The following is a 21,086-nucleotide window of genomic DNA, read 5'->3' on the forward strand; positions in this document are numbered from 1 at the left end:
TGTGTTTGAAAATTTTCATGTAAAAAATAAAAAAATCATTCAGGTAGGGCGCATGCCTAGTTGAATGGTTTTTTTATGTCTTTAGATATTTGAAATTTCAGAATACGGGTGTATAATTTTATTAGAAATGGTCGAGGGAGTGATCGTGTTGATTATAGGCACAATTTTATTAGTAGTTGCATTACGTGCAGGTATTGGTTTAGCGCTCGACTTAATTAATAGCAGCATCACTCTACTACGCAAAGTAACCATTCGTACTCGAAAAGCAAAAGAATAAAATGCATCTAGGCAAAGCTAAGGCTTTGTCTTTTTTTGTGGCCCATTACCCAAAATTAGGGATGTCATTTGTTGAATCGTATGAACGGATTTTGGATTGACCCGAATAGTTTCTTTTGGACCTGAGCAGATCCTTGGTTGACCCGATCAAATTTCGCTTGTGCCTGAGCAGATCTAGGGCTAACCCGATCAGATTTACCTTGGACCTGAGCAGATTTGGGCTAACCCGATCAAATTTCCCCTGTGCCTGAGCAGATCTAGGGCTAACCCGATCAGATTCCCCCTGGACCTGAGCAAATCTAGAGCTAATCCGATCAGATTCCCCCTGGACCTGAGCAGATCTAGGGCTGAACTGTCACAGATGAGACCATGGAGCTCAAGAGAAATTGATCATCTAAGCGACTAGTCGGAACGGAAATCAACCTCACGTTATGGTGATGAGTCATTTTTGTGAATTTGGAACAATTTATGTGATTAGTTCGTCAATATACTGTAGAAGATGTTATACTATAAAAAAACAGTATCGGGGAATGAGCATGCAACAAGAGAAAACAAGTTTCAAAAAAGAAATACTATCTTATCTTAAAATTATTGTGATTACAGCTATAGTTGTTTTAGGCTGTAAGCAATTTTTATTTGCACCGATTAAAGTGCAGGGGGCTTCTATGTACCCAACTTATCATGATAAAGATATTATTATTGTAAGTAAAATGAGTAAAATTGAACGCTTTGATCAAATTGTTTTTCAATCACCAACAGAAGATGAACTATATATTAAACGCGTGATTGGCCTACCAGGTGATACAGTTGAAATGAAAGACGATGTTTTGTATGTAAATGGTAAAGCTTATAAAGAAGATTATGTGAATCGTCAAACAGATGATCCGAATCAATTACGTATTACAGAAAATTTCAATTTAGAGCAATTATTAAATGAAAAAAAGGTTCCTGAGGGTAAGTATTTTGTACTGGGGGACAACCGTTTAAGAAGTTCTGATAGCCGCCATTATGGCTTAATTTCTAAAGATGCCATCTATGGTGAAGCTAAATTAACAGTATATCCGTTTGATCGTTTCCATATCGGTCCAAAATAAAATAAATTGACTGTTAGTGAAAAAAAGAGTTGCCTCTTTTTTTCACTTTTTTAGTTCGCTGATAATGGTTTACAAACTTTATAAGTGGGGTAATAGACACAAACTGTTGAATTTTCAACTGTTTCTTTTATGGGGATTTGCTGTTTGCCGAGACTAGGAGAAATGATTGCTTGTTTATCGATTGAGAGCTCTTCTACTACTGGTTCTACACCATAAAACAACAATAAAAAATAGCATACTAAACCTAATATACGCAAACAATCACCTCGCAATGTTCTGTTATATTAGTATGTATGGTCAAACTTAAAAAAATATAAGTAAAATCTAAAAATTTCTCTCTTTTAAAATGTTTTTTTATTAGGAAAACGTTTGTAATTCAATGATTGCAAGTGCTAGAGTGAACCGATTTTATGGATGATAAGGAAGAGAGAGATGAGAATAATAAAAAAATTGTTGTCATGCAAAATTCAATATGCTAATATAGCTAACGTAAATATTTGAATCTGTATAACCTCAATGATATGGATTGAGGGTCTCTACCAGGAACCATAAAATCCTGACTACAAAAATTTTGCTTCATTTTTGTAGTCAGGATTTTTTTTATATCTCCCTATAAAAATGAAAGCGTAAACAGAAGGGTGATTACTATGAATTGGAGAGTATATATTCTTGCCGTTACTACCTTTGCCGTAGGATTGGTGGAATTAATTGTAGGTGGTATATTACCTACAATTGCAGAGGATTTAAATGTGTCCTTAGCAACAGCGGGACAATTAATTACAATATTTGCTCTAGTCTATGCAATATCTGCGCCTGTCCTTTTATCTTTAACTGCAAAAGTGGAAAGGAAGCGCCTTTATCTTATTTCTTTATTTATTTTTACTTTAGGTAATGTTATGACGTTTTTTAGTACGACATTCTTGATTGTCATGATTGCTAGAATTTTCACAGCAATGAGTACTGCATTGGTCATCGTCTTATCTTTAACAATTACAACAAAAATTGTTGAACCAAGAGATCGTGCAAAAGCTTTAGGACTTGTTTTCATAGGTGTAAGTTCTGCACTTGTTATCGGTGTGCCAATGGGGATATTTGTATCAGAAGCATTTGGATGGCGAGCTGTGTTTTTAGGAATAGCGCTTCTTTCAACTGTATCTATGATTCTTGTTGCGTTACTACTTGAAAAAATGCCAGTTGGGGAAGTTGTCCCATTAAAGGCTCAAATTAAATCATTAGCCAATTTAAAAATCCTTAGTGCACAATTAACAACACTATTTATGTTGGCTGGTCATTATATGCTTTACGCATATTTAACACCATTTTTAGTAGAAGCGTTTGATATGAGCGCTTCTTGGATTAGTATCTGTTATCTAATATTCGGAATAGCGTCTGTCAGTGGGAATGCTCTAGGTGGTTGGCTAAGTGACAAAATTGGTACTGGTAAAGCCATTCTAATTATTGTCTCTACATTTGCCGTTGTATTATTTAGTATTCCTTACACGATTATTGCTTTACCACTCTTTTTAGTCGTAACAGTTTTATGGGGGGCACTTAGCTGGGCACTTACACCTCCACTACAAAGTTATTTAATACAAGCTGATCCAAAAACATCTGATATTCAACAAAGCTTAAATACAGCTGCATTACAAATCGGTATCTCCATTGGGTCAGCTGTTGGTGGAGCTATGTTTGCTGTTACAGGATCTGCTACGCATTTAGCTAGCTTCGGTGCCATTTTAGTTTTATGTGCTCTAGGCTGTGCTATTTTCTCTCTAAAAAGAGCGCCAGTTTCACATGAGGCTGAGCTAGGGCTGAAATCGGCTCACAACAATTTATAGTTTAGAGTGGCTCATCGAACGCCCCCCAGGAAAGCGCTCGGTCGTAACATAAATCACATATAATGATGGCTGGAATTTCTGATGAAATTTGGTCTATCATTGAAAGTTAGGAGTATTTTGCGAAAACGTATGTCATGTGAATAAGTTGATTGGAGTGGAGGCTGGGCGACTTCTCGGGGATCAGCGAAGGCTAAAACCATCACATCCTGTGATAACGCCTTCGTGACCAACATCGTGTTGGCCCAAGCGGCTCATCGGACGCCCCCAGGAAGCTCTGCTCTGTGCGAAAGCGAAGCGACAGCAACAACAACAAAGCGCCCAGTCGGAACGGAAATCAACCAGACGTTATGAGTCTTGAACTTTCAGAGTGGATTTTTTGGATTGAATATCCAGGGAATACTACTGAAAAAGAAGGACAATTATATAGAGAGATAGAATGTAAGTTTAGAGGAGGTTGGTAAATACATGCAGATAGATTTAACAGAATTTAAAGGATCAAATGTGAAAGTTGTCGCAACGATTGACCAGACGCTTTACCGAAATGTGGGTGCTATTATTTTATATGAAGAGGATTCACACACTTTATCTGTACGAAAATTAAAACGAAAAATCGCTGATCAATATATACCAACAGACGAACTCGAAAACTTTATGTTTGACTCGCAGGCAGATGCTATAAAATTTACTCATAAGCTTACTAGAATGAGTGCACTCGATTATTTGTTAGTAGCAAATAAAACAATAGAATAATTGCAAGACTGGCCTATAGGGCGTCTATGCATTTGAAGCTGGGCATTTGGAGTAGCCATATTCCAAATGTCTTTTTTTGTGCTCACATTTGGCTTATTGATCATCACGATTACCTACAGTGGGGATGAAGAAACCCCCGCTGATTCAAGCTTCACTTTATATTATATTTTCACTTATAAACAAATATTTAATTTCTATATCGATTATTATCATACTGGAATAGGGCAAGGAATAGATTGTTGTAGTTAAAGTATTTTAGGGGCTCGAGTAGATAGAGAGTCTGATGATTCAATACTATTTTTAGGATATATAAGTTTCTCTCTGCCTAAGATAGATAATTCAAAGGGGTCTACTGATGGGAATCTAACTATTAACTAATAACAGCATTTTCTCCTGAATTCAGTCAGTGAGAAGGAATTCGGGATAGGATGGCTGCTGTGAGTTACTTAATAATTTCAAATGGAGGGGGAATCGAATGTCAGAATATCATCAACAATCATCAGCTGAAGTTATGAAAAATTTGAACGTGACAGATCAAGGATTGAGTGATTATGACGTTCAAAAGAGGCAAGAAGTATACGGCTATAATGTATTAGAGGAAGGGAAAAAAACAAGTGCATTCGCCGTTTTCTTTGGACAGTTTAAAGATTTATTAGTCATTATTTTAATCATCGCTGCTTTCGTCTCATTTCTATTAGGGGAAGTAGGAAGTACGATTGTGATTATGATCGTTGTTATTTTAAACGCTATCCTAGGTACTGTACAGCATGTCAAGGCAGAACAGTCTTTGGATAATTTAAAAGCCTTAACGTCTCCAATTGCCAAAGTAATGCGAAATAATCAGCTAATTGAGATTTCTTCGGAAGATATAGTCGTTGGAGATCTTCTTTATTTGGAGGCTGGTGATTATATAAATGCAGATGGGAGATTATTAGAAAGTCATAATTTGCATATTAATGAAAGCTCGCTGACAGGTGAATCAATTGCTGTAGCGAAAAGTATCGATCCTATCAAGGAAGGCAATGTAACTGTTGCTGATAAAAAGAACATGGTATACTCTGGAAGCTTTGTGACAACTGGTCGTGGTATTGTCATGGTGACAGCTATCGGAATGCAAACTGAAATCGGCAAAATTGCAAATTTACTAGATACTGCGAAAGAGAAGAAAACACCTCTACAAGTAAGTTTGGATCATTTCGGAGAAAAATTAGCTTTAGGGATTACATTAATCTGTTTAGCGATTCTCGTAATTGACCTTGTTAGAGGACGTGCGCTAGTAGAATCGTTTATGTTCGCGGTTTCACTTGCCGTTGCAGCAATTCCAGAAGCATTAAGCTCGATTGTTACCATTGTACTAGCTTTTGGGACACAAAAAATGGCGAAGGAAAATGCCATTATTCGAAAGCTTTATGCTGTTGAAAGTCTTGGAAGTGTATCTGTCATTTGTTCAGATAAAACAGGAACATTAACTGAGAATAAAATGGTTGTACAAGAGGTATATGTGGATGAAAAAATTATTCCACATGATCAGCTACACACTAGGAATGCAGTTGAGAAAGATTTAATGTTAAAGGCAATATTATGTAATGATGCTGTGGAAAGGGACGGTAAGGAAATCGGTGATCCTACTGAAATGGCACTCGTAAAACTTGGGAAGCAATATGATTTTGACGAATTACTGGTAAGAGATCATTTTCCAAGGGTGGCCGAAATCCCTTTTGATTCAGATAGAAAGCTCATGAGTACTGTAAATAATATCAATAAGCAATCTATTTTGATTACAAAAGGAGCACTAGATGTCCTTCTTCCTAAAATTATAAAAATAGAAACTTCAAAAGGTATAGTTAATATTACAAAACAACAACGCCAAAAAATCGAAGCGGTAAATCGTGATTTTTCTATGAATGGGTTAAGGGTGCTAGCAGTTGCTTACAAAGAAGTAAAGGGAAATCAAGCAATTGATGCAAGAGCTGAAAAAGATTTAATCTTTGTTGGTTTAGTCGCGATGATGGATCCGCCAAGAAAAGAATCTAAAGGTGCGGTTGAAAAATGTATAAAAGCTGGTATCAAACCGGTGATGATTACAGGGGATCATAAAATTACGGCAACGGCTATTGCCAATCAAATCGGGATTTTAAATGATCCATCTGAAGCGATTGAAGGGCATGAAATAGAAGGCCTTACAGATCAGCAGCTTCAAGAAAAGGTTAATGATTTTTCTGTTTATGCCCGAGTTACGCCAGCTCAAAAAATTCGTATCGTTAAAGCATGGCAAGAAAAAGGACATGTCGTCGCCATGACAGGAGATGGTGTTAATGACGGCCCTGCCCTAAAACAGTCTGACATTGGTGTGGCAATGGGCGTTACCGGCACAGAGGTCGCTAAGGATGCCTCCTCTATGATACTAACAGATGATAATTTTTCGACGATTGTGAAGGCTATTGCAAACGGTAGGAGTATTTATACGAATATTAAAAACGCTATTTTGTTCTTATTATCTGGGAATGCAGGTGCCATTTTTGTTGTTTTATATGCAACAATATTAGGTTTACCAGTTCCTTTTGCGGCTGTGCATCTATTATTTATTAACTTACTAACGGATAGTTTACCGGCGATTGCAATCGGTCTAGAGCCGAATAATAAAAAAACAATGAAGGACAAGCCCCGAAATATTCATACACCATTATTAAATAAAGCATTTACTACTCAAGTGGTACTCGAAGGATTACTAATTGCAATTTCTACAACTATTGCCTTTGAAATCGGATTGTCAACGGGAGATACTTTAACGGCGAGCACTATGGCATTTACAACATTATGTTTGTCACGATTAGTGCATGGCTTCAACTCTAGAGCTAAAGAATCTATCTTCGCCATTGGAGTATTTTCGAATAAATATACTTGGCTTGCATTCTTAATCGGTTTTTTAAGCTTACACGCAGTATTGTTTATTCCAATACTTACAAGTGTGTTTGAGGTTGCCACATTAAGTACCGCACAATTAGGCTTTATTTATAGCTTGTCTGTGCTACCGTTCCTCGTGAATCAGTGGTACAAGCTATTTTTTGTAAGAAGTCGATAAGAAGGAAAAAATATAGAAGCTCTCGTTTTGTTGAAAACGAGAGCTTCTTAACATTACATTGTTGTAGGGGCTAGTAGCCAGCCTTTGTCATTACTAAGCCGTACTAGTTTTGCGCCAAGTATGGCATACTTCATATGAAGTTCTCCATATTTTGCAGTATGTTTCTGCTTAACAGATATTTCTAAAGCTTGACTAACTGAAATAAGTGAAGAAGCTATATTCATCGATAAAATGGCGCTAATTTCTGTATCATTAATGGCTTTTTTTCCTCGGACATTACCCATTTTCAACTGTCTGTAGTTGATTGATGTAGTAGGAGCAAGTAGCCCATTTTCCTTTAATAACACTGTTAGCTGTTTATTTTCCTCTTTTAAACATTGCACAAAATCCACGATAATAGCCTTCAATTTTTTATCAACGGCGTACTTAAAAAATGCATGATTTGAAGCTATATAGCCGTTATTAACGCCGATCTGTGTCCATATCTTAAAAATTTCCCTATAGCGTAGTGTTGCTAGATTTCCATTTACCAATTCCATAGTTACACGTCCTAACTCATGTTCTCGTTCATTTATTTGAGATTAGGATGTGTTAATAAATGAAATTCTAATCATTTTTTACAATATGAGGATTTATAACTAAAGGTTAAGGGATGACATTTGTTAAAACGTCTAACATGTATATAAGTTGATTGGAGTGGAGACTGGGTGACTCCTCGGGGATCAGCGTCACAGATGAGACCCTGGAGCGAGCAGTCAGAGGAACGAAGGCTAAAAACATCACATCCTGTGATAACGCCTTCGTGACCAACATCGTGTTGGCCCAAGCGGCTCATCGGACGCCCCCAGGAAAGCACCCAGTCGGAACGGAAATCAACTCCACGCTATGAGCCAAAGGCTTATTCCTTCAATTGCTTACTTTTAAAGCTATTAATGGTTGTTTTTAATGCAGCAAAGTTGCCAATAGCTGCATAACCATAAAAAAAGCCCATAAATATTCCTGCAATAAGATTATGTCTATGGCTAATGAAAATAGAAATAATCAAGCCAATAGCAAGGGCGATCGCGGGAACATATTTAGGCTGAACATGCATAAATACCTTAATAAGCTGTGTAATAATTAACACAGCTGGAACGGCTATTACAGCATCCCAAAAATTTGTATGGATCACTGGAAATAATTCCATTTTCTACACCTCTTTTAGTAATAACGAAGCTATGACTTAAAATATAGATTTTCCTTTTTATTTATTTTTATGCGATGAAAGGTGTAGAGCTTATGATGTCGAGTCATACACTCGTATGAACGATTACAATTTTCCGTTTTTTTACTATTGCTTAATAATATGAGCCATAAGGATTCATATATGGATTCATATTTGGATATTGATATGGCGGATATGGGTTCGTAAATTGTGAAGGTCTATACTTATTTTTATTTTTATGATGAGGATCTTTTTGCTCCTTTTGCTCTTTCTGCTTTTCAGAAGCTGATTTTACACGGTTACAGTCTTTAGGTGGACCGATATATGTTGATGGTACAATAGGCGCGATTGTTTTCTTCCACTGATTTTCATCTAAACAATAAGTGTGAGCCATAACATTGGAAGGTGTAAATTTCAATATATCTGAACCTAAAATAACTTCAGGTGTTGGAGCATCAAAAATAGCCAGTAAATGCGTGTCATTCTCAGTAGCTATTTCATAATGCCACCATCCTTGCGGTACATTGGCGACTTGGCCAGGCTCGATAGGATAGTTTTGAAGCTCTTTTGTAAAGGGATTAAATATAGAAACAATGGCAGCACCAGAAATACAATAAACAAGCTCTGCTGCATTTTGATGATAGTGAGGCTCTATCACCTTGTTCTTACTTATAAAAATATCAAGCAAAGATATATTTTCTAACGTATTTAATTGTTCTATACCTAGAACATTTATAAAATTCCGATCATCTCTCTTATAAAGAGTGCTGTCATTTACATCAAAAGTGAACTGGGTTGATGACGAAGTATAGTCAATATTCGAGCTAATAATTACATCCTTTCTAATTAATTTTCAATACATGTCTTAAGCACAGAATATGTGTAAAGCTATTTTAGGCTTACACGAACGCCTATTGTCTTCATTCAACAAATGTTTTTCTGTGCGAAAGCGAAGCGACAGCAACAAATGTTTTTCTGTGCGAAAGCGAAGCGACAGCAACAAATGTTTTTCTGTGCGAAAGCGAAGCGACAATTACGCGCTAAGGTGAAATTTTTATTTATCCTCTAAAGACTTCTTAAAAATTAACTAAAATTCCCTCTTCTAATTTGGAACGTATGTGCGTATAGCAAGAATGCGAACGTTCGTTCTGTTTTTAAGAACAGCCCTGTTGTACTTAGTGCATATAACAGAGTGAAAAGGAGCAGCTAGGATGAAAGAACAGTTAATAAAAGTAATGCAGCGTCAACAAGTAGTTAACATGATGTATGTAGCTAAGTCTGGTGTCATTACAAAAAGGCGTGTGAAAATCATAAAGTTGGTGGGTGATTCCTTTACAGCATTTTGCTTTACGAGGCAGGCAAAGCGCACGTTTATTATTAACAATGTTCTAGCAATATTGCCTGTTACCCATCGGAAGCGTGAGGTGATATGAATTACGACAATCTGCCGCACAAGGACATTTTTTGTATTGACATGAAATGCTTTTACGCAAGCTGTATTGCAATGCTAAAAGGTTTAGATGTCTTGAAAGATCCCATTGCAGTTATAGGCAACTTTGAGCAACCCGGTAGTATCGTACTCGTAGCCTCGCCGGTGATGAAGGGGAAATTTAAAATCAAAACGGGAAATAGGCGTTATGTTCATGTTTTTTTAGGAGATTAATTAAACAAGCCTTATCTATCAATACTTATCTTATATCTTATTTTTTCTCTAGAAAATTGATTCTTCAGTTCAGTACCACCCATAATTTTACAAAAAGCTATTGGACATCAGATGATTTTCCCATTAGATTTCTACTCTCTTGATGAAATTAGTATTCTCCTCCTAGAACTTTCCGAGCTAGTATGTCAACGCACTCGATCGAAAGGATGGGTGGTAGTTTCGACATCAAGAATAAATTCTTTTACTTTCAAAGCGATCTTTTGAACGTTAGGGAAAAAGGTGTTATTAATAACAGACTCTTTCAATCAATTCCATAAGCCTTCGATCAGGTTAATGGGCTGTAGGGAGGCAGACAAGAGAGTTTAAGCCTGTCTTCGGACGTTTTTTTATTAGCAATATTCCTAATGTGAAAAAGAGTGCTAGGTTCTCATTGAATTCAGATTTGCTTTAGAACCTGCACTTAAAATTGTGTAGTGTGGCCGAGGCAAATTAAAAGAGCCAGCATCGGAGAAGACTTTATTAAACTTTTATTGAATTTTAAATGGGTTAGACACAGTTTCCGTATATTTATGCCCTAAAAATGGATTTTCTTCAACAGACTATCGCAATAGTCTTGACAATTCCGGACTACCATAGTAGTATCAATGTGTGGCAAACTATTGCAATAGTCCACGAAAGAAAAGGAGCATGCGCGTATGCAAGTTAAATTGTTTGATTCAGAATTACAAGTCATGAATATTCTATGGGAAGAAGGCGATTTGACAGCTAAACAGCTCTCACAAATGTTAAACGAACGAATAGGTTGGAATAAAAATACCACCTATACCGTCATAAAAAAATGTATAAAAAAAGAGGCCATTGAAAGAATTGAACCTAACTTTATCTGTCATCCAATCATCAGAAAAGAACAGATACAAGAACAAGAAACGACGGAATTGATTGATAAAATATTTAATGGTTCTAAATCTTTACTATTCGCATCCTTACTAGACAAGAAAAAAATGTCCGCGAGTGAGATCGAAAAATTAAAGCAAATTGTTAAAGATCTTGAGTGAGGAATTATGATATGAGTATTTTCAACATGAGTGTAGACGCATCTCTCCTCCTCATCATTGTGTTATTGATGAGAATGTTAGTAAGAAATAAAGTGCCAAAGCAAACATTTTTAATTCTTTGGGGAATCGTTGCATTTAAACTACTCATCCCCTACTCTTTTTATTCAAAGTTGAGCATACAGCCTATGCTGAAAAACTTATTTGTTACGCTCACTCACTCAAATGATTCGGAAAGTATGCACAATACAATTGCAGTCGCACATACATCAAACACGTTCTATGATCAGCTTTTGCTTGTGATGACAAACGATTTCGTTCAGATCCTTTGGGCATGTGGGGGTATCGGGGTTTTGCTATTCTTTATAGTGGCTTATATTAGATTTTATAAAGAATTTCAAACAGCCATCCCAGTGAAGAATAATGAGTATCTCGTTCAATGGCTAAACGATCATAAGTTAAAAAGAACGATTCAAATTGCAGTATCAGATAGAATTAAAACCCCGTTAACATATGGAATCTTTAAACCAGTCATCTTATTGCCGAAATCAACAAATTGGGAAGACGCTGCAAGTATTCAGTTTATTCTCACGCATGAATTAATTCATATTAAACGCTTTGACGTTTTGTGGAAAGTAATTTTAACGATTATGGTAGCTTTGCATTGGTTTAATCCATTAGTTTGGTTTATGTATTTTTTAGTAAACAGAGACATTGAATTGTCTTGCGACGAAAGGGTTATTAGACAGTTTGGAGATAAGGCAAAGTCAGCATATGCACTATCTCTCATCAATATGGCAGATGAAACCTATACGGTTACGCCGCTTTGTAATCATTTTAGTAAAAATGGGATTGAAGAAAGGATAGTGTCCATTATGACCTTAAAGAAAAAGTCAGTTTTAGGAACAGCATTAGCATGTACATTAGTCATTGGAGGGATGACTGTCTTTGCGGCAACTGGCCAAGAGCCACCAACGTTAAAAGAAGGCAAAGAACGAAATGCAGTTATTGTTACTGATGCATCAAATAGTACGACGGAACCACAGGTAATCGCAACAAATAAAGGCAAAGAACGAAATGCAGTTATTGTTACTGATGCATCAAATAGTACGACGGAACCACAGGTAATCGCAACAAATAAAGGCAAAGAACGAAAGGCAGTTATTGTTACTGAAGCATCAAATAGTACGACGGAACCGCAGGTAATCGCAACAAATAAAGGCGGAAAATGAAATGTAATTATTGTTACTGATGCATCAAATAGTACGACGGAACCACGTTTAATCGCAACAAATGAAGAATAAATAAGTTGCTCCAAAGACTAGTCCTGAAATCCGGGACTAGTTTTTTCATTTACTCCATCATTTTTTCATAATAAAACTCAAATGCCTTCCACTTTGTTGGTCTTGCCAATAGCGGCATAATTGATTACCTGCAACAAAATATGGAAAATCAAACTCTCAAGTTATTTTGCGTTGGGATGTACAAAATGGAGTGATCAAAATAGGGTCATCTGTAGTAAAAAAGGGGATAGATAGAGCGAATTTAATTAAGCTCTTCTATCCTTTTAATTTCTATACATATAACTGTGTGACATTAAATAAGAATTCACTATTGAAAATAGTTTCAGCTTATAACTTGACTTTTAATAAAAACAACAATCACGCGCGTTTGTTTAATTGTTAAAAACCTTCTACCAATACATTCATTTATCATAGAAGGTAAACGAACCAGATGCTTACGACAATAAACCAAATGTTGATTGACAACAGGAACACTCGCTCACAAATCCCAAAGATAAATCGCAACGGCTTGAACATCGTTACAATAACAGCCCCAAGCGAGATAGAAGAAATCATGGTTATGATGTAAAAAAATAGATTTAGATTTTTAAAGCCTTCCAGTAATTTTAAATGACTTCCTCCACGATCAATGACCATATAGGAAAAAGCGAACGCAAGAATAGCAAATAAGTAATGGAGTTTTCCTCGAACCGTAAGTTTTTCTCCTTCTAGGTCAGTTGGAAAGAATAACATGAGGATACGGGAGATGACCATTAGAATGATTAAAATCGGAATGGACGCGGATATGGAGAAGCGATCTTTTACATTCAACAACACGATAGAAAGTGACAATGCCCCTAAATTGCTGAACCAAGCGTAAATTAAAAATAAATTTTTTGTAGCACCAACACCGTAATCACTTACAGCATGTCGAATAGGATGATAGCCTGTTTTCTTAAAGTGAAGTATGAGAAAAAAAATGAAATAACTCAAAAAGAACAATACGGCCACAATCGATAGGATTTTCTCGATGGACAATTTCAGACCTCCCAAAGTTCATCAGATTCAGTTCCTCAACAGTTCCTTCCCGTTTGTTGAATAGCATCATCGACAATTTAATTTTAAATGACTTTATTATTTTTTAAACAATTATATTATGATTTAAACGACTTTATGATCAGAGGGATTGAATGGATACATATCTATGCGAAAAAAAGATTTAGCAGAGGTATTAAAGATTTATAATGAAGGCATCGAAACCGGAATGGCAACATTTCAAACCGAGGTGCCAAGTGAATGTGTATGGGATGAAGGGCATCATGTCACTTTACGCTTTGTGGCAGAAGTCAATAAACGAGGTGAAGAAATGAATATTGAGCAAGAAATCAGGCAATTAAAATATCAAATTAAACTACTTAAATTTATGGTTAATGATGATGAATTCCCTTTTTTTATGTATGCTTTGGATAATGAATTCGATGAAACCCGAGTTAATGCTGTAATGAAGATACTAACAGCTTTCTATTATCGTTTAAACGAGAGTAATAATAATAACTACCATAGTTATCACGAGTTAAACAAAGATGATGAATCATTAAAAACGTTGTTAAAAACCTATCAAATTGACACCTTCGAGATATACAAAACTGAATTACCAAGTATCTCCGAATTCGAACATTACTTGAACTGTATCTTTTTTAATAAAGAAATAAATGTAAAACACTTTATCTTAAATTTAAAAAGGCAATCAATTCATAAGGAACTATGTAACTATCTATTGAACCAATTAGAAGGGCATTAACAAACATAAGTTTGTTTAACTAACGGGGTGCGTTAATTAAAGAACATTGAGTTGCATAGGCAGCTCTTTTTTTCTTTGTTGAACTAACGGAGCAGGTTCGTGAAAGTAGAAAATGAAACTTTTTACATTCTTATTCGTACTTAAAGTACAACCGAAATGTAAATTGGAGGTGTTTATATTGAAAAAATATATTATATTTGCGATTAGTTTTATATTGTTATTTTCAATTTTTCAGGTCTTATCTGGTATGTTTTTAACATTGATGTATACACCTAATGTAGAAGAGGCTTGGAATATGAGTGGTAGTCTATCCAAAGAAGTGGTTATTACAAGTAGTTACAGTTCCTTTTTACCAACATTATTGATTGCTTTTCTTTCTGCAACGATTGCATACTTTATACCAAAGAAAATCACAAACAATAATAACTAAAGAGTTATTGAATTAGTGGTAGAGGCATTTTTATTTTAAAGTTAGACATTTTAAATTACTAATATACATTGTACTTTATTGATAACATTTTCATTAAACTTGCAAATATAATAATGGTAAGGGGACGATAGTAAACGTTATAATTCTGATTTTTTAGGAGATTAATTAAATAAACTTTATTTATTCATGCTTATCTTAATTTTTCTCTAAGAGATGAAATTATTGGTGGAAAAGATGGTTCGTATATATATTTTATTCAACTAACCAACGATCTTTAAGAAAAGAGCTTTAAAGAAAGCGATACTGTTCCTCATCTATGAAGGATACAGTATCGCTTAGCATTTTAATTAACGTCTGTTTTATTTTTAGACACCAAATTTATGATTATTTCAACGACTACGACAACAATTAAAGAAAGTCCAAATAGTGGCATCAGTATACCTAAAATAATCATGAATATGATAAAAGGAATGGATACCTTTTGAGAGATTTTAGGTGGTGCAGATAGCATACCTTGTTTCTTTCGTAATAGCCATGTTCTAACTCCCCAAACAATCACTACTAAAAACGCTAGACATACTAGTAAATTGATTAATTTATTTGGCCAGCCAAACAAATGACCTTCATGTAAAGGAATTCCCCAAGTGAACCATTTAGCAAGAACGCCATAGTCCTCGTAACCTACCTTGTCTATATATTTTCCGCTATATTGATCAAAATACATTGTCGTTTCATCATACGGACTAACATCAAGACCTGTGACACCTGTGTTACTAGATTTTGCAACCGTATAGACACCGACTTCACTAGTAGGATAGATAATCGCGTATGGTTTTGTTATATTCATTGCATTAATTTCATGTTGCAATTTTTCTACGCTTAGTTGGTAAGGGTTCGTACCACAGACCGTATCGGCTCCGTTACCATGATGTGCTGCATGTCCTTCATGTCCTGAATCTGACGTTGGAGGAGTTTCTTGACGAGTAGCCCAAGGAATCTCACTTATATCAGATGTAGGAGGTTGCTGTTGCAATAATGGCGTTCCGAAAGATGGATGGTCTTGTGAAGCTTGGTATATATATTTCCCCATAAACGCAGACCATGGTAAGCCTGTGAAAATAATAACAAGCATTGGAATCGTAATAATTGTACCGACAAGGGCATGAAATTTTCTGCTCTTTTGACGTTTGTTTGTCTGCTTTGTTTTCTTTAGTAGTTTTGCTTTAAACGTCATGTATATGCCTGAAAGCATTAAGAAAATAGCCCAGCAAGCAGCCAATTCAACTAAATAATTGACAACCGTCCCCCCAATAAATAAGGAACTATGGGTATTTCTCATAATATTTGAAAATGTGTAACTAGCATCCTGACCACCAATAATTTGGTTATGATCATCTAGAAACACATATTTCTCATTGCCATCTGCATTTTTCATCGATAAACGTGTATTGTATGGCTCTTCTAACTCTATAATTTTATTTGTTTTATAGCCAGCATATGATTCTTCTGCAAGTTTAACAGCATCATCAATAGACTGTACCTCGGTTTTTCCACTTTCACCAAAAAAGTATTTATCATATAAACGATTTTCAACATCAGTATAAAATAAATAACCAATACCACTTAGTGTTAGCGAAATAAGAAGTGGAGTAATAAATAATGCGGCATAAAAGTGCGTTCGCCAAAAGCTCTGATAAAACGTGTTTTTCATGTCTAATTCTCCAATCAATAATAGTAAGCGCAAATTTATTATATAGATAAAAAATGAAATAAGTATGAAGTCCTAAAGATTTTATATGACAAATATATGTATTACGATTGATATAATTAGGTTATAGAAAACAAAAGGGAAATTTTTTATAAAAGAGGTTACTTAATAGAAAGAACTGAAGCCGAAATTCGTTTAAGAATCATACTTTTAATAAAAGTTGATATCGTTAATTTAATCAAACTGTATTACATATTTATAACAAGAAATATTCATCTTGTAGCATACTCTCTAAATGTTTTCTTCTTAAAAATAGATGAACTGCATTCAAAAGTCCATCTATTGAAAAGTAAGTTTTTTATTCTTTAACACGCATTAAACGTAAACCATTTAAAGCTACTAAAAGTGTTGCACCCATATCAAGATCATGTCGTAATGACGATATTTGTGGATGTAATTTTCATTATTATCATGATTCTTATCATGAAATTAATTAGACAAGAAGTCAAAGGAACTGATATAAAAACCTTTACTCTCAAAAAAATAATTGGATTAAAATATTAATGGTTATGATTGCGCTATTTGTAGTTGTATCAGTTGTATTTTTTAAACCCATTTCTAATTACTTCAATGATTTTTTGGTAATACAGCACAGGTTTCAGACGTTCCTTCTGAAAATATAAATGAAGTACAAGCAGAGCAAAAAGACGGTTATCAAGAAGCAGTCATAATGGTAGAACCATATGGATACGCACCTGAGAATGTAAAAGTTAAAGCTGGAATTCCTGTCAAACTGCATTTTCAAAAGAGTTTTACTGGTGGATGCTTATCATTCTTACTTATAGAAGATTTTCAACTAGAAAAAACTCTCGAAAAAGGTGATAACCTAGTGGAATTCACACCAGAAAAAACAGGTATATATACGTTTCATTGCGGGATGAATATGTATTCTGGAAAGATAATAGTTGAATAATGGATAACACCGAAACAAAGCACAGCCATTAAGAGACTGTGCTTTGTTTTTATTTTCATTTTTAAAATTCTTTTACTTATGTAGGTTGAAAAATAAGTATCGTGGGGTTTTATTCTTATACGAGAGATATTCATCTTTAAGCATATTCTCTAAGTGTTTTTCTTCTTGAAGAATAAGGTTATGAATTGAAATTATATTTAGTAAACAAACAATTAATGTAATTAAGTTAGGGAATGTCAAAAATAGACCTATAAACATTAAATTGAATCCGACAAAGGCAGGATTTCGACTATATTTGTATAAACCATTGGTGATTAGCGAAGTTTTTGTTTCTTTATCTATACCAACTCTCCAAGAGGTTTTCATTGTTATCATTGAAAATATAAAGAATAGTAAACCAATGGTAATGAACAATAATCCGAAATAATGGATAATATTGTCGGTGAATAGATTTGGTAAAATATTATCAATCCAATTTTCAAATATTGACTCTAAAAGCCATACGACTCCCCATATGAAAGTTGAAATTTTAACAAACATTTCTGAAGAATCAATGGATCTCCCTTTATTTCCTTTCCCTAACACATTCGCTTTTACCCCTGATTTCTTATTTAGAATAACTAGTTTTAATGAATAGGAAGATATAAACAATGCAAACAGAATGAATGAAATAACATTTAAAAGTTCCATTTTATCTCTTCTTTCTATAATGAGTTAAATGCTTTTACAAAGAATATTAACTATTAATCATAAAATAGATGGACTTTCATATCAAAAGCCCATCTATTGAAAGGTGAGTTTAATTACTCTTTAACACGCATTAAACGTAATCCATTTAAAGCTACTAACAGAGTTGCCCCCATATCGGAAATAATAGCGATCCATAAAGTTAACCAACCTGGGATTACTAATAATAAGGCGATAAGTTTAATCACTATTGCAAAGATAATGTTGGCTTTAATAGTATTTAATGATTTTCGACTCAATTTGATAGTGAATGGTAACTTGCGTAAATCATCTGCCATTAAAGCAACATCTGCTGTTTCTAATGCAGTATCTGTGCCAGCGCCACCCATAGCGATACCTACAGTAGAAGCTGCTAAAGCAGGAGCATCGTTAACACCATCACCGACCATTGCGACATTTCCATAGTCTTTTCGAAGTTGTTTGATATAGGAAAGTTTATCTTCAGGCATTAATTCAGCTTGAATTTCAGAAACCTCTACATGACGACCGATTGCATTCGCCGTCCCTTTATTATCACCGGTTAACATGATTGTTTTCTTAACACCCATGTTATGCAATTTTTCAATAATTTCTTGGCTAGATTCACGTACCTCATCAGCTACAGCAATGACTGCTAATATTTCTTTTTCTGTCCCTAAAATCATGGCAGTTTTGCCTTCATTTTGTAACTTTTTAATGTTTCCTTCTATGTTTTCAGGAATAACTACATTTAATTCTTGGAACAATTTAGGGCTACCAATGTAATACAGAGTGCCATTTACTTCACCTTTAATTCCCTTACCAGTAATAGCTGTGAAAGCATCAACATGGATATCTTGGAATGAAACATTTTCTTCTTCAGCTCTTTTAATAATCGCAGACGCTAAAGGGTGTTGTGAGCGATATTCTAAAGCTGTAATAATCGCTAGAATTTCTTTTGAATCTTTTTGTTCGCGCATCACATCAAAGTTTGTAACGACTGGAACACCTTTTGTAAGTGTGCCTGTTTTATCAAAAGCAATGGCTTTAAGCGAACCCATCTCCTCTAAGTAAATGCCACCTTTAATTAACACACCTTTTTTAGCAGCATTACCTATGGCTGATACAATAGAAATTGGTGTGGAAATGACAAGTGCGCATGGACATCCAACTACAAGAACAGATAAACCTTGATAAATCCAAGTTTCCCAACTACCATCAAAAAAGAGTGGGGGAACAATTACTACAAGCGCTGCAATAACCATAATAATTGGTGTGTAATATTTTGCGAATTTATCTACAAATGCTTGCGAAGGAGCACGTTCTCCTTGAGCTTCTTCTACTAAATGTATAATTTTTGAAATTGTTGTATCTTCAACGTATTTAGTGATTTTAACTTCTAATAAACCTTCTTCATTTAGTGTACCGGCGAATACCTCATCATTTACTGTTTTTGAAACGGGTACTGACTCACCTGTAATAGCTGCTTGGTTGACTGCCGAAAGACCACTAACAACGACACCATCCATGGCAATTTTTTGTCCAGGTTTAACAATCATAATATCGTCAATCTCGATCTCATCTACGTTTACTATGATTTCTTGACCATTTCGACGAATTAACGCTTCTTTTGGTGCGATATCCATTAACGAACGAATTGATTGACGGGCTTTATCCATTGAGTAACGCTCTAACGCCTCACTAATGGCGAATAAGATAACAACAATGGATGCTTCTGCCCATTCCCCAATAAATGCAGCACCAATGACAGCTACCGTCATTAATGTTTTCATGTCAAAATCAAAGCGAGTTAAATTTTTGAACCCAACCTTAAATAGACCGAAACCACCTATTACAATCGAAGCTATAAATAAAAGGGAAGTAATAAGGTTTTCTTCACCATTTACGTATTGAGATAGATAACCGAATACTATAAATAGGGTTGCGTATAAAAGTGTGCTATGTTTTTTATAAAATGGCACTTTCTTTTCAATTGGCTCATCACCTTTGTCAGAAATTGGTGCTTTAGATCTGTATGCAGGTGTATCCATTGAGACTTTTAAATTTTCAAATGCGCCAGCTTTTTCAAGTTCTGCAATAGTCGTTTCACCCGTTACAGAAATTTTAGAAGCACCAAAGTTTACTTTTGCACCTTGTACTCCAGGAAGCTCTTTTACATTACGTTCAAATTTACCCGCACAGTTCGCACAAGAGAAGCCTTCAACTCTATAAGTTGTATCTGTTTGGGATGGAGCAACACGTTTGGGTTTTTCCGGCGATACTTTTAAGTTTTCGAAAGCTCCTGCTTTTTCTAACTCTTCCACGGTTGCATTGCCTGTAACTGATATTTTAGATGCCCCAAAGTTCACCTTTGCATCTTGAACACCAGGTATTTCTTTTACATGACGTTCAAATTTACTTGCACAGTTAGCACAAGAGAAACCGTTCACGCGGAATACCTGTTTTTCCTCAGTCATTACTTTCACCTTCTTTATGATCTTCAAATGCAACACTGATTAAATTCTTAAAATACGTGTCATGAATAGAGTAATAAACCAATTTACCTTCCTTACGATATTCAGCTAAACCTAAATTTCGTAGTAAACGTAAATGATGTGACGCAGTTGCTGTTGTTGATCCAATGATATTAGCAATATCACAAACGCATAATTCTTCCTCTAGCGTAAGAGCATAGGCAATTTTTACACGTGTATCATCAGAAAGAGCTTTAAAAACTTTTGCAACATCCATTGGCTTTTTCTCTTTTAACTTGTCTTGGATATGGTTTACTTTATCCTGATGAATACACGTAATTTCACAAATCTCTTTCATGTTTTTCCCTCCGATTCATATTCAAACGTTCAAATAATCATTTGATTGTTTTTATGATATAATCTAACACTCAAATAGTCAAACGGTTGTTTGAATGTTTTACTTATTATTTGCAATTTATTATTTTTGAACAGAAGAGTTTTATGTAGATGCCTAACAGCGGACAAATATTTTTTTACAGCTGTCTACTTGACAGGATAAGTCCAATTTGAGTAACTGGTCTTTTTTATTTCCAAAAATTTAACCTTGCCAAAATACAAACATTTGTTCTAATATGTATACAAACAAATGTTCTTACGTATGATAGGTAAAGGGGAAAATCATTGTGCCAATAATAAATAACAATAATACACAACTAGTATTTGGAGAGGAGATCAAATTGGATATAAAAGGTT

21 protein-coding genes, 1 pseudogene and 1 riboswitch are annotated in these 21,086 nt (G+C 34.9%); of the genes and pseudogenes, 13 read left to right on the forward strand and 9 right to left on the reverse strand.

Annotated elements, in window-relative coordinates:
• Positions 1–148: 148 nt before the first annotated feature.
• Positions 149–277: a hypothetical protein gene (locus ACZ11_RS27195; RefSeq protein ID WP_269079310.1), complete on the forward strand. Its 129-nt coding sequence runs from the start codon at positions 149–151 to the stop codon at positions 275–277.
• A 535-nt stretch (positions 278–812) separates the two neighbouring features.
• Complete coding sequence (lepB, locus tag ACZ11_RS06505) at positions 813–1,370, forward strand: signal peptidase I (protein WP_049664627.1); 558 nt, start codon at positions 813–815, stop codon at positions 1,368–1,370.
• A 50-nt stretch (positions 1,371–1,420) separates the two neighbouring features.
• Here the strand turns inward: lepB and ACZ11_RS06510 are convergent, their stop codons facing one another.
• Positions 1,421–1,627, reverse strand: coding sequence for a hypothetical protein (locus ACZ11_RS06510; RefSeq protein ID WP_049664629.1), 207 nt, complete (start codon positions 1,625–1,627; stop codon positions 1,421–1,423).
• 226 nt (positions 1,628–1,853) lie between these two features.
• A riboswitch (purine riboswitch) is annotated at positions 1,854–1,953 on the forward strand.
• A gap of 64 nt (positions 1,954–2,017) precedes the next feature.
• On the opposite strand from ACZ11_RS06510, the gene ACZ11_RS06515 reads away from it, so the two are divergent.
• From ACZ11_RS06515 to ACZ11_RS06530, 4 genes are all read left to right on the forward strand, one after another.
• Positions 2,018–3,208 carry an MFS transporter gene (locus tag ACZ11_RS06515; RefSeq protein WP_049664631.1) on the forward strand — a complete coding sequence of 397 codons (1,191 nt, stop codon included), beginning with the start codon at positions 2,018–2,020 and terminating at the stop codon, positions 3,206–3,208.
• Positions 3,209–3,489: 281 nt separating this feature from the next.
• Entirely contained in the window at positions 3,490–3,669 is a 180-nt protein-coding gene (locus tag ACZ11_RS26215) for a hypothetical protein (protein WP_049664632.1), read from the forward strand.
• Between the two features lie 4 nt (positions 3,670–3,673).
• Positions 3,674–3,958 carry a hypothetical protein gene (locus ACZ11_RS06525; RefSeq protein WP_049664634.1) on the forward strand — a complete coding sequence of 95 codons (285 nt, stop codon included), beginning with the start codon at positions 3,674–3,676 and terminating at the stop codon, positions 3,956–3,958.
• Positions 3,959–4,433: 475 nt separating this feature from the next.
• Positions 4,434–7,040 (forward strand): cation-translocating P-type ATPase, encoded by a 2,607-nt coding sequence (locus tag ACZ11_RS06530; RefSeq protein WP_049664636.1) that lies wholly within the window; start codon positions 4,434–4,436, stop codon positions 7,038–7,040.
• Positions 7,041–7,093: 53 nt separating this feature from the next.
• Here ACZ11_RS06530 and ACZ11_RS06535 read toward each other — a convergent pair whose 3' ends face one another.
• The 3 genes from ACZ11_RS06535 to ACZ11_RS06545 form a co-directional block, all read right to left on the reverse strand.
• A complete protein-coding gene (locus tag ACZ11_RS06535) occupies positions 7,094–7,579 on the reverse strand; it encodes a DUF3231 family protein (protein ID WP_049664638.1) in 486 nt (161 codons plus the stop codon).
• Positions 7,580–7,938: 359 nt separating this feature from the next.
• Positions 7,939–8,226, reverse strand: coding sequence for a hypothetical protein (locus ACZ11_RS06540; RefSeq protein ID WP_049664640.1), 288 nt, complete (start codon positions 8,224–8,226; stop codon positions 7,939–7,941).
• 151 nt (positions 8,227–8,377) lie between these two features.
• Positions 8,378–9,073 carry a cupin domain-containing protein gene (locus ACZ11_RS06545; protein WP_049664641.1) on the reverse strand — a complete coding sequence of 232 codons (696 nt, stop codon included), beginning with the start codon at positions 9,071–9,073 and terminating at the stop codon, positions 8,378–8,380.
• 382 nt (positions 9,074–9,455) lie between these two features.
• Between ACZ11_RS06545 and ACZ11_RS06550 the strand changes: the two genes are divergently transcribed.
• The 4 genes and pseudogenes from ACZ11_RS06550 to ACZ11_RS27455 all read left to right on the forward strand — a co-directional run.
• Positions 9,456–9,677, forward strand: coding sequence for a hypothetical protein (locus ACZ11_RS06550; protein WP_049664643.1), 222 nt, complete (start codon positions 9,456–9,458; stop codon positions 9,675–9,677).
• Positions 9,678–10,602: 925 nt separating this feature from the next.
• Positions 10,603–10,962, forward strand: coding sequence for a BlaI/MecI/CopY family transcriptional regulator (locus ACZ11_RS06560; RefSeq protein WP_049664645.1), 360 nt, complete (start codon positions 10,603–10,605; stop codon positions 10,960–10,962).
• 11 nt (positions 10,963–10,973) lie between these two features.
• Positions 10,974–12,191, forward strand: a complete 1,218-nt coding sequence (locus ACZ11_RS06565) for a M56 family metallopeptidase (RefSeq protein WP_049664646.1) — start codon at positions 10,974–10,976, stop codon at positions 12,189–12,191.
• Between the two features lie 202 nt (positions 12,192–12,393).
• Positions 12,394–12,492, forward strand: a pseudogene (locus ACZ11_RS27455) (aldo/keto reductase); the annotation flags it as partial.
• A gap of 179 nt (positions 12,493–12,671) precedes the next feature.
• Here the strand turns inward: ACZ11_RS27455 and ACZ11_RS06570 are convergent.
• Positions 12,672–13,280, reverse strand: a complete 609-nt coding sequence (locus ACZ11_RS06570; protein WP_049664648.1) for a DUF998 domain-containing protein — start codon at positions 13,278–13,280, stop codon at positions 12,672–12,674.
• A gap of 166 nt (positions 13,281–13,446) precedes the next feature.
• On the opposite strand from ACZ11_RS06570, the gene ACZ11_RS26220 reads away from it, so the two are divergent.
• Positions 13,447–14,043: a GNAT family N-acetyltransferase gene (locus ACZ11_RS26220; protein WP_049664649.1), complete on the forward strand. Its 597-nt coding sequence runs from the start codon at positions 13,447–13,449 to the stop codon at positions 14,041–14,043.
• A gap of 178 nt (positions 14,044–14,221) precedes the next feature.
• Complete coding sequence (locus ACZ11_RS06580) at positions 14,222–14,473, forward strand: hypothetical protein (RefSeq protein WP_049664650.1); 252 nt, start codon at positions 14,222–14,224, stop codon at positions 14,471–14,473.
• A gap of 343 nt (positions 14,474–14,816) precedes the next feature.
• Here the strand turns inward: ACZ11_RS06580 and ACZ11_RS06585 are convergent, their stop codons facing one another.
• Positions 14,817–16,184 (reverse strand): PepSY-associated TM helix domain-containing protein, encoded by a 1,368-nt coding sequence (locus ACZ11_RS06585; protein WP_049664652.1) that lies wholly within the window; start codon positions 16,182–16,184, stop codon positions 14,817–14,819.
• Between the two features lie 727 nt (positions 16,185–16,911).
• On the opposite strand from ACZ11_RS06585, the gene ACZ11_RS06590 reads away from it, so the two are divergent.
• Positions 16,912–17,154 carry a cupredoxin domain-containing protein gene (locus ACZ11_RS06590; RefSeq protein ID WP_049664654.1) on the forward strand — a complete coding sequence of 81 codons (243 nt, stop codon included), beginning with the start codon at positions 16,912–16,914 and terminating at the stop codon, positions 17,152–17,154.
• 72 nt (positions 17,155–17,226) lie between these two features.
• Here ACZ11_RS06590 and ACZ11_RS06595 read toward each other — a convergent pair whose 3' ends face one another.
• From ACZ11_RS06595 to ACZ11_RS06605, 3 genes are all read right to left on the reverse strand, one after another.
• Complete coding sequence (locus ACZ11_RS06595; protein ID WP_049664655.1) at positions 17,227–17,844, reverse strand: methyltransferase family protein; 618 nt, start codon at positions 17,842–17,844, stop codon at positions 17,227–17,229.
• A gap of 113 nt (positions 17,845–17,957) precedes the next feature.
• Entirely contained in the window at positions 17,958–20,336 is a 2,379-nt protein-coding gene (locus ACZ11_RS06600) for a heavy metal translocating P-type ATPase (RefSeq protein ID WP_049664657.1), read from the reverse strand.
• Positions 20,329–20,691, reverse strand: coding sequence for an ArsR/SmtB family transcription factor (locus tag ACZ11_RS06605; protein WP_049664658.1), 363 nt, complete (start codon positions 20,689–20,691; stop codon positions 20,329–20,331). The genes ACZ11_RS06600 and ACZ11_RS06605 overlap by 8 nt, the downstream gene beginning before the upstream one ends.
• Positions 20,692–21,086: the final 395 nt, after the last annotated feature.

This window comes from Lysinibacillus xylanilyticus (assembly GCF_001183605.1).
In the GTDB taxonomy this organism is placed as follows: domain Bacteria; phylum Bacillota; class Bacilli; order Bacillales_A; family Planococcaceae; genus Lysinibacillus; species Lysinibacillus xylanilyticus.

Coding starts and splice junctions, on each gene's coding strand:
- lepB (WP_049664627.1), top strand. CDS start 813: ATGCAACAAGAGAAAACAAGTTTCAAAAAAGAAATACTATCTTATCTT.
- ACZ11_RS06515 (WP_049664631.1), top strand. CDS start 2,018: ATGAATTGGAGAGTATATATTCTTGCCGTTACTACCTTTGCCGTAGGA.
- ACZ11_RS06525 (WP_049664634.1), top strand. CDS start 3,674: ATGCAGATAGATTTAACAGAATTTAAAGGATCAAATGTGAAAGTTGTC.
- ACZ11_RS06530 (WP_049664636.1), top strand. CDS start 4,434: ATGTCAGAATATCATCAACAATCATCAGCTGAAGTTATGAAAAATTTG.
- ACZ11_RS06535 (WP_049664638.1), bottom strand. CDS start 7,579: ATGGAATTGGTAAATGGAAATCTAGCAACACTACGCTATAGGGAAATT.
- ACZ11_RS06540 (WP_049664640.1), bottom strand. CDS start 8,226: ATGGAATTATTTCCAGTGATCCATACAAATTTTTGGGATGCTGTAATA.
- ACZ11_RS06550 (WP_049664643.1), top strand. CDS start 9,456: ATGAAAGAACAGTTAATAAAAGTAATGCAGCGTCAACAAGTAGTTAAC.
- ACZ11_RS06560 (WP_049664645.1), top strand. CDS start 10,603: ATGCAAGTTAAATTGTTTGATTCAGAATTACAAGTCATGAATATTCTA.
- ACZ11_RS06565 (WP_049664646.1), top strand. CDS start 10,974: ATGAGTATTTTCAACATGAGTGTAGACGCATCTCTCCTCCTCATCATT.
- ACZ11_RS26220 (WP_049664649.1), top strand. CDS start 13,447: ATGCGAAAAAAAGATTTAGCAGAGGTATTAAAGATTTATAATGAAGGC.
- ACZ11_RS06585 (WP_049664652.1), bottom strand. CDS start 16,184: ATGAAAAACACGTTTTATCAGAGCTTTTGGCGAACGCACTTTTATGCC.
- ACZ11_RS06590 (WP_049664654.1), top strand. CDS start 16,912: ATGGTAGAACCATATGGATACGCACCTGAGAATGTAAAAGTTAAAGCT.
- ACZ11_RS06595 (WP_049664655.1), bottom strand. CDS start 17,844: ATGGAACTTTTAAATGTTATTTCATTCATTCTGTTTGCATTGTTTATA.
- ACZ11_RS06600 (WP_049664657.1), bottom strand. CDS start 20,336: ATGACTGAGGAAAAACAGGTATTCCGCGTGAACGGTTTCTCTTGTGCT.
- ACZ11_RS06605 (WP_049664658.1), bottom strand. CDS start 20,691: ATGAAAGAGATTTGTGAAATTACGTGTATTCATCAGGATAAAGTAAAC.